Below are 15,076 nucleotides of genomic sequence, written 5' to 3'. Positions count from 1 at the left end.
AATACAACAAAAACAGTCTGAGGTTAAGCATTACAGACCACTAAGGCCAATCCAAACTGAAAGCTAACCTCCAGAGTGGATTGGTATTTCAATAAAAAGCGCGGCAAGATGGTGGGACCCCCCCTTGCCACGGTGCCGCCTCTAGCTACGTGGCAACTTAAAGGTCCAAACGGTGCCGCCTTGGTTAATGTCCTTCACAGTCTTAGCAACTTCTCCGCCCCATAATGGAACAGCGCCACCCCAACCAGATAGAACACTCAAGTATTGTTCGCCGTCTTTTTCCCAAGTAACAGGGGAGCCAACAATGCCAGATCCAGTGTTAAACTTGTAAACGATTTCGCCTGTTTTGGCGTTGAAACCATACAGGTAGCCTTCAGGAGTTCCGGTAAAGACTAAATTACCCGCTGTGGCTAACACCCCACCCCATAAAGGCGCACGGTTTTTGAATTCCCAAACCAACTCACCGGTTTTAGGATCAACTGCTTTTAATGAGCCAATATGGTCAAAGATAGGTTTTATGGTGAATCCAGAACCTAGGTAAGCTGCACCTTTTTTGTAGCTTACTGGCTCATTCCAAATATCCATGCCCCATTCGTTAGAAGGAACGTAGAATAATCCTGTGTCTTGGCTATACGCCATAGGCATCCAGTTTTTCCCGCCTAAGAAAGAAGGAACAGACCAAATAGTTTTACCTTTTTCTCCTGACTCTGTATCGGCAGGGTTACCTGGACGGCCTTCTTCGTTGTAGATAGGACGACCATTTTCATCCAAACCTTTTGCCCAAGTAATACCGCTAACAAATGGGAAACCACGGATAAACTTACCATCTTCACGATTTAGAACGTAAAAATAGCCGTTTCTATCTGCTGTCGCCGCAGCTTTGACTGTTTTGCGACCGTCTTTATAATCAAACGCAATTAACTCGTTTACACCATCAAAATCCCAACCATCATGTGGTGTGGTTTGGAAATGCCAAACGATCTTTCCGGTATCAGGGTCAATGGCTAGACGAGAGGAACTATATAGGTTATCACCAGGACGTAGATGAGAGTTCCAAGGTGCAGGGTTACCGGTTCCCATGAAAATAAGGTCTGTATCTGGGTCATAAGTACCACCTAACCAAGTAGCTGCGCCACCGGTTTTCCACAAATCGCCAGTCCAAGTTTTATTGGCTGCACCACCAGTAATGCCATTTTCCTTGCCATTAAGGTAGCCCATGTGGCCTTCAACAGTAGGGCGTGTCCAGATTAGCTCACCGGTTTTTGCATCGCGGGCTTCTACTTTACCGACAATCCCAAACTCACCACCAGATACACCAGTGACAACCATACCTTTAACAATCATAGGTGCTGCAGTTGAAGAATAACCTGCTTTATAGTCTCCCATTTTTTTACGCCAGCGAACCTTACCGGTCTTTTGATCTAGAGCGACTAAGATTGCATCTAGGGTGCCGAAAATAACCACATCGTCGTAGATTGCTACGCCACGGTTAATAACGTCACAGCAAGGCATAATGCCATCTGGTAAACGCGCTTCGTACTGCCAAAGTTCATCACCAGTATTCACATCAATCGCATATACTCGAGAATAAGAACCGGTCACGTACATCACACCATCTTTAACAATTGGTTGTGATTCCTGTCCACGTTGTTTTTCTCCCCCTAGGGAAAAAGCCCAAACAGGGTGCATTTTTTTAACGTTTTTTGTATTTAAGGTTTCAAGAGGACTATATCGCTGGCCACGAGGACCAAGGCCATAGCTCACAATATCATCAGTGGTTTTTTGGTCATTAAGTATATCTTTATCAGTGACTGCAGCATGCGTATTTGCACTTAGCATTCCCAGAGCCAGAGTTAGGCCAAGTGCCGTACTAAGCAATTGGCCAGGAATTTTTCGGCTTTTCATCAGTATTCTCCAGTAGTTCAACAGGTACTTAAGGCGTTACATCACCTTTTTTGTTTTTCCGAGGCTGTCTCAAGTACTGACCTTTATCCCCGGCGTGTAACTTTATTGTCCGTCTATTGCGGTGTAGAGCATTGAACTGCTTTCACCACCTTCGCCGTCACAAATAGTATTCAACAACAACTTGTTAACAACCATTGAACCTTGGATTATCATTCTTAGTCCGTTGGTAGTAGTACTTCCATAAAAACACCCATTACTTGGAAATTAATTACCCGAACGATTTAAAAATAAGATTCGATAAAACCTGTCACCCTATTCGCAGACATCTACCCAAGCAGCAGAAATTAACTTTCAAATTAGGCAAGAAAATGACTTCGATGGATTGCCGCAGCTTGTGGGTAATTGGGTAACAAACAAAACCATCAAAATGCTGGATTCTCGGCAGTCTTTTTTAACAAAAAAGCTAGAGCAAAAAGCTATAGCCTTGGGAGGTGTTTTTTTGATGACGCTTTCTTGAAGGCCTAAATTAATGGCTTTCTTGATACAGGCTAGAGGGTTCGAAGGTAACTTTATAGTTGTCAAAGATAGTCTGCATTTGGCCGTTATCAACCATGAGTGTGACTTGATCTTCTACAGCATAGGCAAGTTGACGAAAGTCTTGCTGCACAGCCATTCCGATATCCCACGATTTGATACTTATTGCTGCCAAACCCGTAGCACTAATGGTGTAGCGAGAACCTAGCTCAGGCATGCCCCACTCTAATTGTGAACGCATTCCAGAAACAGCAGCAACGCTTTGTTCATTCAATAAATCAATGGCTTTGTAAATATTTTCACTATGAACAATATTATCACGCAAGCGACCACCTATGGTTGCGCCTAGAAAAAAGCTAGGAAGGGAGTCTATTTCCACGGCTATTTTTTCATATTGAAAAATTGCTAACGTATCAATGTTGTTGGTTTTTTTTGTATCTTTAAGGATCGCCCAACTTTCCCTATGATAGGGCCCAAACATCACCACCATTTCATTCTTTGGTAATCCATAACCATCAATGGCATAACTGAATTTGTGGTCGTAAGGGACTCTCATCATTAAATCAGCTTTTTGACGAGTAATGATGTGACCTTTCCAGATGGCATTACGCATATCATCTTCTAGGTTCTCGTCTGCGGTTATCCACATCCAGCGAACGTCTAGATTAAGTTGTTTGGCAATTTGAGCAGCTACATCCACGTCAATTCCACGAGGGGTATCGCCGTCTTGAAAGGAGTACGGTGGAAAATCGTTATATACCGCAACGGTGATAAACCCAGACTCCATAATGTCATCAAAACTTCTTGCCATTGAAATAGCGGGAAAAGCACCTAACAGGCAAACTAAACCCCCAATAAAATAACCACGGAAAAGCCGATTAATCATGTTTTACTCTGGTACGTCACGGGTTTCAATATAGGCTTTGATTGCCCACATAGCCTCTTGGCTTAAAATTCCTTCAAAAGGAGGCATATACACACGACCATCCACTACCGCGCCATGACGAATTCGACTCATAAACCACTCATCGGCCTCTTCAGGGCTGAAAAACTCATTTGGATCATTGAGTTTGCGCAAATCAGGAGTAATCCCTCCAGAGATAACTTCCAAACCATGACAACGAGCACAGTTTTGATTGTAAGCTGAATCACCCACTTTAATCGCTTCTGCATTCCCGCTAAACGGGTTAGTTTCTAGCCACTGTTCACCTAATTGGGGTAGTGACGTTACATCAACTGCCTGAGGTGTCACATTGCCATGCGCATAAACTTGATAGGTAAATATCGACATTGCCGCTAGCGTAGTAGCACATAGTGCTGTTTTTAATTTTTTCATTAGGTTCTCCAAAAGTTGTCTCAAAAGGTAACAGCTGGCTTCTTGAAGCAGGCAACTTTAGCAATCTTGTTTGTCGAGTGAGCATCACGATCCAGCCTTTGGGATAACGGTATGCCATTCGAAAAATGCTTCCAATTGTACTTAGGTAGTAAACCTTTCATCCTTTTTGCTCATACATAAAGCCTTAATCTTCAATTAGTATGGGTCAGACTTAGTGATAAATAAGGAATGTGCTCATGTTTGTGCTTAGTAGTAAGAACAATGATGCCAAAAGCGCCAGAACGGTAGAAATAACTACCTTAACAGGCTTTATGAAGAGGTCTGGAATGACCCAAGGGTTTCTTTGTTTAAGCATACTTACCTTGTTGTGTTTAGGTGTACCTCTTAAAGTGCTTGCTCAGCAAAGCACTCAAAACCTGACCATACCTATCGCTATAGTGATAGAGCAACCGACTAAACCCAACAGTGTGCTTGCCAGTAAGTTACGATCTGAAGATTTAGCCGCAGCTGGTGCTCAATTAGGGGTAAGTGATAGCAATACCACCGGACGTTTTCTAAAACAGCATTTTTCGCTCACCATCTTTGAAGATAAAAAGATTGACGAACTAGAACAGCAAGTTTCCCAGTGGGAGCAGCAACACCAAGGCCCTATAATCGCGGTTGGTAGCGACGCGCTTTTAAGCACTTTGCTGAGTAACAACGCAAATCAGCGATTAGTGGTCAATGCCGCTAACCGAAATGACAACTGGCGCACCAATCAATGCCAACCTAGACTGCTACACACCATTCCCAGCCAAGCAATGCTGAGTGATGCGCTAGCACAATTTATGGTACTCAAACGCTGGCAAAAATGGTTGCTAGTGAGCTCAGCTGATCAACAAGATCAAACTATCGCAGCTTCATATAAACGCTCAGCTAAGCGATTTGGCAGTAAAGTTGTGGGTCAACGTGAATGGAGTTTCAGCACAGATTTACGGCGCATGGCACAACAAGAAGTCCCAACCCTAACCCAAGGCAAAGATTACGATGTGGTTATCGTCACCGACGCTCACAACCAATATGGGTTCTATTTGCCCTACAACACCTGGCTTCCGCGGCCAGTGGCTGGCACCCATGGTCTTACTCCCGCCGCCTGGCATCATAGTATTGAACAATGGGGAGCGGTTCAGTTGCAAAACCGCTTCAATGAATTTACCGGTAGAGATATGCAAAATGAGGACTACGCCGCTTGGTTAGCAGTTAGAGCAATTGCAGAGGCGGTGACCAGAACCAAATCAAACAATCCAAACGAACTTTACCAATACATGATGAGTGACAAATTTGAATTAGCTGCTTTTAAAGGTCGAAAGTTAACCTTCCGAAACTATAACGGGCAGTTAAGACAACCTATTCCTTTGGCCCAGCCCGATGCACTGGTCAGCCAATCACCACAACAAGGATTCCTGCATCCTTTAACGGATCTAGACACGCTTGGCTATGACAAGCCTGAAGTTAAATGCAATATGGACGAGGTGTAAAAATGAAAAACCTGTTGTTATTGTCTCTGCTACTTACAAATGTCACTTCAGCTTATGGTGAGATGGCATACGTCTCCAATGAAAAGGACGACACAATATCGGTTATTGATTTAGATTCGTTGGAAGTGGTGAATACTATTGAGGTGGGAATGCGTCCACGGGGTATCATCTTTAATAAAGATTATTCAAACTTGTATATCTGCGCCAGCGAATCCGACGCAGTACAAGTTATGGATGTAGCCACTAATCGCATTATCCACAACCTTCCCTCTGGCGAAGATCCAGAGCAATTTGCTTTACACAAAAATGACCGTCACTTGTATATAGCCAATGAAGATGACGCTATTGTTACTGTGGTAGACACAAAAATTAGAACGGTTTTAGCACAAATTGATGTGGGAGTTGAGCCTGAAGGTATGGCCATAAGCCCTGATGGAAAATGGGCAATCAACACTACTGAAACAACTAATATGTTGCATTGGATAGATACCACAACGTTTCAGTTAGTGGACAACACCTTAGTAGACCAAAGGCCTCGTCACGTAGAGTTTACAATAGACGGCAAGCAGCTTTGGGCGTCTTCTGAAATTGGTGGCACTATCACAGTCGTTGATGTGGAAAGTCGAAATATACTGCACACCATTCGTTTTCATGTAAAAGGTGTGCATAAAGATCGTGTTCAACCGGTAGGCATAAAGCTCACCGATGATGGCAAATACGCCTTTGTAGCATTAGGGCCCTCAAACCATGTGGCTGTAGTTGATGCACAAAGCTTTGAAGTCTTGGATTACCTCTTAGTGGGCAGACGAGTATGGCAACTTGCGTTTGCTAAAGACCAGTCATTACTGTTAACCACTAATGGTGTCAGTGGCGATGTGTCTGTTATTGATGTAGAGGATCTAGACGTCATCAAAACGATTCGAGTTGGCCGTTACCCTTGGGGTATAGCGGTGAAGCCGTGAGTCAATATCAGATGAAAAGCGACACCAACAGCCCAGTGTTGCAAGTAACCGATTTACACTACCGCTACCAGCAAAAGAAAGTACTTGAAGCGGTAAACCTAACACTGGCAGCGGGGAAGTTCTACGCCCTTTTAGGACCAAATGGCGCAGGGAAAAGTACGCTATTTTCGTTAATTTTCCGATTATTGAGTACCGAAGATGGTCAAATTCATTTGCAAGGTCAACAGCTCAATAAATCACCAAGTAGCGTAATGCAATCAATGGGCATCGTGTTTCAGCAAAGCACCCTAGACTTAGATCTAAGTGTTGCCCAAAACCTGTTATACCACGCCAGCCTTCACGGTATAAAACGGAAAGTTGCATTACAGCGTATCCAAATCGAGTTAAGCAGGTTTGAGCTTCAAGATAGACAACATGAAAAAGTCAGAACCTTAAATGGCGGTCACCGTCGCAGAGTCGAAATTGCCCGCGCACTGCTCCACCAACCGGCATTATTGTTACTCGATGAAGCTAGTGTTGGCCTAGATATCGCTACCCGACAAAGCATCAATAAATACATTCGACAACTCTGTGAAGATGAAAAAATTACCGTACTGTCTTCTACACATCAAATTGATGAAATTAGTCCTGAGGATAATCTGATTATCTTGCACCAAGGCAAAGTACGCTTGGATGCCCCCTGCCAACAAGCGCTCACTGAGCAAGGATGTAATGATGTTGCAAGCTTGTACCAGAAAATGACTCAAGGGCAATTATCATGATCAAATATTGGTACTGTTTTAACGGGATAATCAAACGAGAAATGCTGCGTTTTTTACAACAAAAAGCTAGGCTGGTGAGTGCCATTGTTAGACCATTATTGTGGTTAGTTGTGTTTGCAGCTGGATTCCGTGCGGCTCTTGGCATCGCCATCATTCCGCCTTACCAAACTTACATCACGTACGATGTCTATATTGTGCCTGGGTTAGCCGGCATTATTCTGCTTTTTAACGGCTTACAAAGTTCTTTATCAATGGTTTACGATCGTGAAATGGGCAGTATGAAAGTATTACTCACCAGCCCAATGCCAAGGCCATTTTTGCTGATTTCCAAGCTACTAGCCGGAGCCTGTATTTCAATTATTCAAGTGTATGTGTTCTTTGCCATAGCTTGGGTATTAGGGATTAAAATGACCTTAATGGGCTACCTATTGGCCTTTCCTGCACTGCTGTTAACCGCATTAATGTTAGGCGCACTAGGGTTGTTTTTATCATCTCGGATTAAGCAGCTAGAAAACTTTGCAGGGGTCATGAATTTTGTGGTGTTTCCAATGTTCTTCTTATCCTCAGCTTTGTATCCATTATGGAAAATGCGTGAATCAAATGAAGTGTTATATTGGATATCCTATTACAACCCCTTTACCCACGGCGTAGAACTGATTCGTTTCGCCTTATATGAAACGACCAATTTTAACGCAATGATAATAACCTTGGTGACAGCATTAGTACTTAGCGCCCTCGCCATCTGGGGTTACGATCCCAAACGAAGTATGCAAAAAGTGAGAACCAAGATATGACTCGACAGTACACGCCAAAATCTTGTAAAGTAAGTGTTAAATTTAAACTAGGATGCTTGTTATGGTAGAAATATTAGTAGCTGATGATCATCCATTATTCCGCTATGCGATAACTGACTTTGTAGAGCGTAATATTCCTGATACCACAACAATCACCTGTACTGATTTAGAAGAGGCACTTGTTCAAGCCGAAGACAATCCAAATATTGATCTTGTGTTGCTTGATCTCAACATGCCCGGTATGGACGGATTAAATGGAATAGTACGTTTTCGTAATTTATACCCAGAAATCCCAATTGTTATTGTGTCCGCAGAAGAAGATAAGAGTATCGTTTTACAATCTTTTACCTACGGTGCTGTGGGCTTCATTACCAAATCATCCAGTTGTGAGCAAATTGTCGCGGCCATTGAGCAGGTTCTATCGGGGCAGGTCTATTTGCCACCAGATATTATTCGTAAAGGCTCGGTAGCTTCACCGAAAAAGGAACTCGCTGCACAACAAATCGATCCAAAATTGATTGGAGCATTAACAAGACGACAGCTCTTGGTGTTCGAGTGCATCACCAAAGGTAAGTCCAATAAACAAATTGCATACGAACTAAATATCGCTGAAACCACAGTAAAAGCGCATGTATCGGCAATATTGAATAAGCTTAATGTGCATAATCGAATTCAAGCCGCTTTGTGCGCGGCAAACATCGATTTTAACCAATATCTAATCCGCTAAAAAACGGGCTTGATAGGCTAAACCCAACTCACCTTGAGCCATCAGCCTATATAGGGTCAGTTGGGTTACTTGTTGGATAATAAATTGGAAATAGCCAATTTCATTTTATGGGGTTTTACTGGCTTATTGAGTAGAGAATAGCCTTTTTCTCTCACTTGTTGACGAAGCTCATTAGTATAGTTAGCCGTAATCATAATCACCGGTACTAATTTGCCCAGAACTCTTTCTGTGATCTGCAACGCATCAAAACCGGTTTCGCCATTATCAAGGTGAAAGTCTGCAACAATTAAATCCGGTGACAAGGAGCTCAGCCAACTTTCATCTTGCAATTGTTCCAAGGTTTGAACACTAATAACATGGCATCCCCAGCCTTGAAGCAAGGTTTCCATACCCGAACAAATTTCGATATCGTTATCGATAATCAAAATATTAGCGTCCTCTAAATGACTATTAAAGCGATCTTGAGCGGTCACTTGGTTGACGGATAACTCTTGGCCATTCTTGCTACCGTAGGGTATGAAAATACTAAATCTAGAGCCGTGTCCTTCAACAGAAGAAACGGAGATACGATGGTTCATAACACTGGCCAACTTTTCGACAATAGCCAGTCCTAATCCTAACCCCTGATCATGGCGTCGTTTTTTCCCATCAATGCGATTAAATTCGTGGAATATTTCCACTAACTTATCATCGGGTATACCGATACCGGTATCACACACCTGGATTTCCAGAGCAGATTTACGTCTGCGAACGCCCAACAGTATTGAGCCCTCATTAGTGTATCGTACTGCGTTACTAAGTAAATTCCGTAAAATCCGCGCCAACAAATAAGCATCTGAACGCACCACACTGGTTGAGCCACTAAATCGAAAGCGTAGATTTTTTGATTCAGTTTGTTTGGTAAATTCACTAGCTAGGTTATTCAGTAAATCATTAACCGAAAAGTCTTCCAAAACCGGCTCAATAAGCCCAGCTTCTAGTTTTGAAATATCCACTAAAGCACTAATTAGTGATTCAAGATTTTCCAAAGAGTAGCTTAACGAACTAAGTAACTTTTCGGCATCCGCGCTTAAACTTAGCTCATTGAGGGCTGCCACAAAAAGTCGTGACGAATTCATCGGCTGCAATAAGTCATGACTAGTAGCTGCGAGAAACTTACTTTTAGATTCATTGGCACGATCTGCTTCACTTTTTGCATCTATTAAGCTTTTCTCAGCTAACTGACGATCTTCTATTTCTTGACGTAATTGCAGATTAATTTCAGAGATTTTCTGGGTTCGTTGATTAACCCGCTGCTCCATGTAGTCATAAGCATGGCGCAACGCTTTGGCCGTCCTGCGCTGTTCAGTGACGTCTTGTTCTAACGTGAAAAATCCGATGACATTACGATCTTGGTCAAAGTGTGGAATGAATGTCTTGTTAGAAATACGTGGATTACCACCGTCATGCCGATGCTCAAGTTCAAAATTCACTGATTGCCCTTGCATGGCTCTTTCAATGTACAAATACAGCTTGTTAAACTCTTCTTCACCTAGCACTTCATTAAGGTGATGACTAATAATTTCTGAGCGAGAGCGATGGAACCATTTTTCAAATTCACGATTCACGAATTCATAACACATATCTTTATTCACATAAGATATCAGCGCCGGCATAGCGTCGGTGATTAATCGAATACGCTGCTCACTCTCTTGCAGAGCCTGTTGGTTTAGGCTGCGTTCGGTTATATCAGTGTAACTATTCAGATACCCACCGCCACTGATTGAGTGCCGTTTGATAAGAATAACCTTGCCGCTTTGCAAGGTTTTTTCAGTCTCAAAATCATCCTTTGGGGTCAGAATACCTGACAATTGGTTCTCGGTAAGTGACTCATCTAACTCACTACCTTGCAGTAGTCCAAGATAGTTATCACCTCGTTGAATTTTGTTTTTGCGAATACCGGCTAATTGTAAAAACCGTTGATTCCATGTTTCGATATTGCCATTTGCATTCACTAAGGCAATGCCTTGAGACATGTTCTCTAATGTCGATTTAAGTACCTGAGCCTGCTCAGCCATGGCTTTTTCATAGCGCAGTTCATCACTTTGTTTAATGTTAGTAATGTCGGTATAAACGACAACTAGGTCACCTTCAGAGGTCTTTCTCTCGGACATTTGAATCCAGGTCCCATCTTTGAGTTTAAAAATGGTATGGGTGATAGGATCAGGGTACATTCCCACGGTCTTCTGTGCTTTCGCCTGCTTATCCACATAAGGTAAAGACGCGGCAGTAATTTCCTGAAAGGTTGTTTTGCCAATTTCAAAATCAATATTGTGTCTGCGCCAGAACTCACTGCAACGGCTATTGACCATCACCATTTTTCGTTCAGCATCAAATAATGCGAAGGATTCGGAGATACTTTCAATTGCATCATTGAGTCTTTGTCGTGCCTGGTCTGATGCTTGGCGGTTATGTTCAGCATCTAAACGTGCTTGTTCTAATTTTTGGTTCGACTCTTCAAGTCGATGTAGGGTTTGTTGCAGTTTTTGAGTTCGTTCTTTTACTTTATCAGCCAGCAGCGCTGCATCTTCGAAGGATTGATATGCGTCACTATGATTTCCCCATCCCATTTCAACGCGACGCATCAAAACATTGTTTATTTTGCTAAGCTTTTGATTTTCATAGCGTAGTTGTTCTAGTTCAGTTCTCTCATGATCTACTTTGACAGTTAGCTCACTACTTTCTGGAAGGGGAACGTTGGGTTGGGTCATATGGATATCCAATAGCAACACCCGTAAAGGTATGATTCAGGTGCAATCCGTTAATTTGTTCGCCATAGGTACTAAAGCCGATTACATTGTTCTTTCGATACATTACAGACATTTCTTCGGCAATATCATGGTGTTCTATTTCTATACGTCGGTGAATACAATCAAATCCAATAACCAACTGCATCTCACCAACAGATTCTTTCAATAAATTAAAAATAAGCGATGTATGTGGCAGCAATCCAGGCGAAATCATTTTAGTTAACACCACGCCTGAGTCGATGGCACAGAAAAAAGTTAAACTCAGATCGTCATTCACTTTTTGAATACTGCGAATATACAATTGTTCACCAAATTGTACCGCCAGTGGATACATAGCAAAAGTTTTAGAATTCAGATCTTCTAACTTTAAACCATTAATCCTGCAATACTCTAAAGCGGCCGGCTCAGCATTAAACTCATGCACCACACGCGAATTAGGCGCAACCTGTGTAACCACAAGCTTTTCGTCTTCTGGTGATAAGTGATGCTGGCTAAACACTTCGAACTCACAAATTGTATTCACTAGCATGATAACCGCAGCATTAGTGTAAAATTGCCCATCATAATAAACTTGTGTGTTAAGGAAGTTCTGGTCATCACCTGCAGAACCACCAACGATAGGGATATCTTGCAGGCTCAAACTTAAAGCATTTATCACCAACTCTTCTCGTACCGACAGGCCATCTAATAACGACAAAGCAAAACATTGCTTTTCAATGGGATAAGGAGACACTGCTTTTTCACGCAATTTATCCATCATTGCACCGACTAAAACGTCAGATTCATCTACATTAAAGGTAGCTAAATCTTCAATTAATATAGACTCAACAGCAAATTCACTGCTACTCAATGCAAATGCGCTAATACTGTGTTTTCGATAACCCAAAGGGGTGATTTCACCAGCAGATGTACAACCTATTACCACAGTATCTGAAAAATACTTATTCAACTCTTTCGATAGTTCTGCTTGCGGGTAATTAACCCCACAATAAAATACTACACATGTTGGCTGACAAGGCGCAATCGCAGCATAAATTTCTTCGGCAGCAAGCACAGGGTCAGTATGCTCCGAACCAGCCATTGCCACGCCTGGGGTAGATTTTTCCACCACATTTAAATGCAGATTTTGATTGCCCATGTTTCCTCCTGAGGTATGGAGGAATACTATCTCTTTCACAATTGCTTAACAACAAAAGCCATCGTGTTTCACATGCATTTAGCACTATTTTCATGTGTGCAAAGTAAATCTGGAAATTGACGGTAAAAAAATTGGCAAATGTCACCGACCTCAGGGTCATGTAAGTATCGCGGTCGAGGAAGCGTCACTTTTCTTTCTTCGATCACTGTCATGGGTTTTTCACTTAAAAATATGATTCTATCTGCAATGGCGACAGCTTCAGTTAAGTCATGGGTGACATATAATATGCTCGAATGCATTTGTTGTTGAAGAATCAACAACTTCTGGCGTAACTGCTCTGCCGAAGGTGCATCTAATGAAGCAAAGGGTTCATCCATGAGTAACACCTCTGGGTTAAACATAAATGCTCTGGCTAGGGCGACCCGCTTGGTCATGCCACCGGATAATTGTTTCGGATAGGCATTCTCGTGCCCTTCCATACCAACCAGTTTAAGGATTTCCAAAGCATCTTGCTCTACCCTTTGTTTATCTTTTCGGCCTTCAGCAACCAATACGACATTTTCCAATACGGTCAACCAAGGCATCAATCGCGCCTCTTGAAACATTAAACCGATATTATGCATAGCACAATTTGGACTGGTGATAGTGCCTTCAAATTGCTCATCAAGACCCGCAATAAGATTGAGCAAGGTACTTTTACCCGCACCCGATGGACCAATTAAGGCTACAATTTCGTTTTTATCCACCGAAAAATTCAGGTTTTTAATTATGCTGACATCAGCTTCAAAAACTTTGTTATGAATATCTACAGTTAACATTTTCGCCACCTCGTTACTTTGCGTTCCCAGGGCCTTAAAATCAGCCCTTCAACGGTGTAAATAATTGCAGCAAAAGCAAAGGTATATGCCAAAATACTGGTGATATCGAAAAACTGAAAAAAGTTACCCAGTTGAAAACCGACACCGTTACTGCACCCAACCAACTCCACAACCAATACAATTTTCCACACTAACGCCAACCCCGTTCTCGCTGCCGCTAAAAAATATGGATAGAGTTGCGGTAGATATACTTTTGTTAAAGTTCGCTGCCAGGGTAATTGATAGACTTTCGCTACCTCCATCAGACTTTTGTCGATGGCTTTTGCTCCTTCACGTAAAGTGACAGCAACATTGGGCGCTTTGTTCAATATAACTGCCAACACTGCAGAAAATTCATTTAGTCCGAACCACATAAAACACAAAATGATAGTCACCAGTGCCGGAATATTTAATGCTAAGGTGAGTAGGCTATCCAGCCAAATATCGACCTTTTTGAAATAGCCCATAAGCAAACCAATAATCGAACCCAGCAGCATAGCAATGAAAAAACTGAACATCACTCGCTGTAGGGTTACGCCTAAATGATAGGGCAGTTCATTTGATCCCATATGTTTAATGAGCGCGTTGATCACCGCTACTGGCGATGGCAACATTTGCGCCTCAAAACACCATACACTTACCTGCCAGAGAGCTAATAAAAGCAACAAGGAAGCGATACGGATAAGGGTGCTACCTTGCAAAGCCCAAGTTTTTGTTTGTGCTGGTTGAATGCTTTTATCTAACACGGGTGTGACGCCAGAAGACATCATCTGGTAAGCCTCCCAAATTGCCCGTCAATGCCTGCTGACTATCATTGGCCTTGATCAGTTGAAATAGTGAATCTAATTGTACTTTTTGCGCTTCTGCAAGTGCATCAGGAATCCCTTGTCGATACCCTTCAATTAAAAATGGGTGTACTTGCTCAGGGTATTTTTGGGTAAACGTTGGGATCTGCTTCCAAATTTCATCATCGTGCTTCATAAGTTGTCTAGCCTGGGCTGACATACTTAAAAATCGATTAATGGTCTCACTGTTTTTGTCTGCCCATTGCTGTTTAAAGACCCAACCTAAAACCGGTACTTGCCCTTCTACTTTAAGTGCTTTTAGCACCTCGGGCATAGTCACTAAAGATGTCATGCCTTGTGCGTTTAACTGAGCGGCATAGTGCCAGAAGTTAACTACCGCATCCAAATCACCTTTTGCTAGCAGCGCATTGAGCATCGGTGGTGCAGCGAACTTCACTGTAACGTCTTTTGCTAGGTCTAAGTTAGCCTGTTGTTTAAAAAAAGCGCGATACAAAACCCAGTTTTTATTAGTATTGCCACCAGCAATGCCGATGGTTTTACCACGCAGATCAGCCAGTGTTTTGATATTAGCTTGAGGATGGGTAACAAGTGAGCCTGCGGCTGTGGAATAGGGGTAGAAGTAAAAATCGCGTTGCGCTTCTTTTTGTCGTGCTACCCATAACCAGTCGTTGAGAATGACATCAAGGGAACCGCCTTGCAGGGCTACTAATAGTGCCTGTGGCGACCCTAAGGGAATACGTTCAACATTAAGATTGTACTGTTTTGCTAATTTTAATTTTTCTACAACATCCATCTCCCAATTCAGGGTGCCGTATTTCAAAACCCCAACACGAATAGTGTCATTCGCCTGAACGCTTTTGCCAAATAATAACCACAAGAATACGACTATAAGGGTTGAAATTCGCATATACACTCCGGTTTTTTAATCGGCAAGATGGTCAATCATCTAA

At 42.4% G+C, this 15,076-nt stretch carries 13 protein-coding genes; 5 read left to right on the top strand and 8 right to left on the bottom strand.

Annotated elements, in window-relative coordinates:
- Positions 1-141 precede the first annotated feature (141 nt).
- The 3 genes from AB6T38_RS08590 to pedF form a co-directional block, all read right to left on the bottom strand.
- Positions 142-1,839 carry a PQQ-dependent methanol/ethanol family dehydrogenase gene (locus tag AB6T38_RS08590; protein ID WP_372546943.1) on the bottom strand — a complete coding sequence of 566 codons (1,698 nt, stop codon included), beginning with the start codon at positions 1,837-1,839 and terminating at the stop codon, positions 142-144.
- A 592-nt stretch (positions 1,840-2,431) separates the two neighbouring features.
- On the bottom strand, positions 2,432-3,325 hold the full coding sequence (locus AB6T38_RS08585) for a transporter substrate-binding domain-containing protein (protein ID WP_372546909.1): 894 nt from the start codon (positions 3,323-3,325) through the stop codon (positions 2,432-2,434).
- A 3-nt stretch (positions 3,326-3,328) separates the two neighbouring features.
- Positions 3,329-3,775 carry a cytochrome c-550 PedF gene (pedF, locus tag AB6T38_RS08580; RefSeq protein ID WP_372546908.1) on the bottom strand — a complete coding sequence of 149 codons (447 nt, stop codon included), beginning with the start codon at positions 3,773-3,775 and terminating at the stop codon, positions 3,329-3,331.
- A gap of 236 nt (positions 3,776-4,011) precedes the next feature.
- Between pedF and AB6T38_RS08575 the strand changes: the two genes are divergently transcribed.
- The 5 genes from AB6T38_RS08575 to AB6T38_RS08555 all read left to right on the top strand — a co-directional run bounded on the left by AB6T38_RS08575 (position 4,012) and on the right by AB6T38_RS08555 (position 8,536).
- Positions 4,012-5,292: an ABC transporter substrate-binding protein gene (locus tag AB6T38_RS08575; RefSeq protein ID WP_372546907.1), complete on the top strand. Its 1,281-nt coding sequence runs from the start codon at positions 4,012-4,014 to the stop codon at positions 5,290-5,292.
- 2 nt (positions 5,293-5,294) lie between these two features.
- Complete coding sequence (locus AB6T38_RS08570; RefSeq protein WP_372546906.1) at positions 5,295-6,254, top strand: YVTN family beta-propeller repeat protein; 960 nt, start codon at positions 5,295-5,297, stop codon at positions 6,252-6,254.
- The gene (locus AB6T38_RS08565; protein WP_372546905.1) at positions 6,251-7,015 is read left to right on the top strand and encodes an ATP-binding cassette domain-containing protein; all 765 of its coding nucleotides are present in this window, start codon (positions 6,251-6,253) and stop codon (positions 7,013-7,015) included. The genes AB6T38_RS08570 and AB6T38_RS08565 overlap by 4 nt, the downstream gene beginning before the upstream one ends.
- Positions 7,012-7,809, top strand: a complete 798-nt coding sequence (locus AB6T38_RS08560) for an ABC transporter permease (RefSeq protein ID WP_372546904.1) — start codon at positions 7,012-7,014, stop codon at positions 7,807-7,809. Before AB6T38_RS08565 ends, AB6T38_RS08560 begins: the two co-directional genes overlap by 4 nt.
- Positions 7,810-7,870: 61 nt before the next feature.
- Complete coding sequence (locus AB6T38_RS08555; protein ID WP_372546903.1) at positions 7,871-8,536, top strand: response regulator; 666 nt, start codon at positions 7,871-7,873, stop codon at positions 8,534-8,536.
- Between the two features lie 65 nt (positions 8,537-8,601).
- Here the strand turns inward: AB6T38_RS08555 and AB6T38_RS08550 are convergent, their stop codons facing one another.
- From AB6T38_RS08550 to AB6T38_RS08530, 5 genes are all read right to left on the bottom strand, one after another.
- Positions 8,602-11,286: a NahK/ErcS family hybrid sensor histidine kinase/response regulator gene (locus tag AB6T38_RS08550; protein ID WP_372546902.1), complete on the bottom strand. Its 2,685-nt coding sequence runs from the start codon at positions 11,284-11,286 to the stop codon at positions 8,602-8,604.
- Positions 11,252-12,463, bottom strand: a complete 1,212-nt coding sequence (nosP, locus tag AB6T38_RS08545) for a nitric oxide-sensing protein NosP (protein WP_372546901.1) — start codon at positions 12,461-12,463, stop codon at positions 11,252-11,254. The genes AB6T38_RS08550 and nosP overlap by 35 nt, the downstream gene beginning before the upstream one ends.
- Before the next feature lie 68 nt (positions 12,464-12,531).
- Positions 12,532-13,281 (bottom strand): ABC transporter ATP-binding protein, encoded by a 750-nt coding sequence (locus tag AB6T38_RS08540; RefSeq protein ID WP_372546900.1) that lies wholly within the window; start codon positions 13,279-13,281, stop codon positions 12,532-12,534.
- Positions 13,275-14,090 (bottom strand): ABC transporter permease, encoded by an 816-nt coding sequence (locus AB6T38_RS08535; RefSeq protein WP_372546899.1) that lies wholly within the window; start codon positions 14,088-14,090, stop codon positions 13,275-13,277. Before AB6T38_RS08535 ends, AB6T38_RS08540 begins: the two co-directional genes overlap by 7 nt.
- A complete protein-coding gene (locus AB6T38_RS08530; protein WP_372546898.1) occupies positions 14,056-15,033 on the bottom strand; it encodes an ABC transporter substrate-binding protein in 978 nt (325 codons plus the stop codon). Before AB6T38_RS08530 ends, AB6T38_RS08535 begins: the two co-directional genes overlap by 35 nt.
- Between the last annotated feature and the right edge of the window lie 43 nt (positions 15,034-15,076).

The sequence above is a fragment of the Aliiglaciecola sp. SL4 genome (genome assembly GCF_041538045.1).
Taxonomy (GTDB): domain Bacteria; phylum Pseudomonadota; class Gammaproteobacteria; order Enterobacterales; family Alteromonadaceae; genus Aliiglaciecola.
Note: the sequence above shows the minus strand (reverse complement) of the source record. Positions and strands in the feature narration are given on the sequence as shown.

Coding starts and splice junctions, on each gene's coding strand:
- AB6T38_RS08590 (WP_372546943.1), bottom strand. CDS start 1,839: ATGCTAAGTGCAAATACGCATGCTGCAGTCACTGATAAAGATATACTT.
- AB6T38_RS08585 (WP_372546909.1), bottom strand. CDS start 3,325: ATGATTAATCGGCTTTTCCGTGGTTATTTTATTGGGGGTTTAGTTTGC.
- pedF (WP_372546908.1), bottom strand. CDS start 3,775: ATGAAAAAATTAAAAACAGCACTATGTGCTACTACGCTAGCGGCAATG.
- AB6T38_RS08575 (WP_372546907.1), top strand. CDS start 4,012: ATGTTTGTGCTTAGTAGTAAGAACAATGATGCCAAAAGCGCCAGAACG.
- AB6T38_RS08570 (WP_372546906.1), top strand. CDS start 5,295: ATGAAAAACCTGTTGTTATTGTCTCTGCTACTTACAAATGTCACTTCA.
- AB6T38_RS08560 (WP_372546904.1), top strand. CDS start 7,012: ATGATCAAATATTGGTACTGTTTTAACGGGATAATCAAACGAGAAATG.
- AB6T38_RS08555 (WP_372546903.1), top strand. CDS start 7,871: ATGGTAGAAATATTAGTAGCTGATGATCATCCATTATTCCGCTATGCG.
- AB6T38_RS08550 (WP_372546902.1), bottom strand. CDS start 11,286: ATGACCCAACCCAACGTTCCCCTTCCAGAAAGTAGTGAGCTAACTGTC.
- nosP (WP_372546901.1), bottom strand. CDS start 12,463: ATGGGCAATCAAAATCTGCATTTAAATGTGGTGGAAAAATCTACCCCA.
- AB6T38_RS08540 (WP_372546900.1), bottom strand. CDS start 13,281: ATGTTAACTGTAGATATTCATAACAAAGTTTTTGAAGCTGATGTCAGC.
- AB6T38_RS08535 (WP_372546899.1), bottom strand. CDS start 14,090: ATGATGTCTTCTGGCGTCACACCCGTGTTAGATAAAAGCATTCAACCA.
- AB6T38_RS08530 (WP_372546898.1), bottom strand. CDS start 15,033: ATGCGAATTTCAACCCTTATAGTCGTATTCTTGTGGTTATTATTTGGC.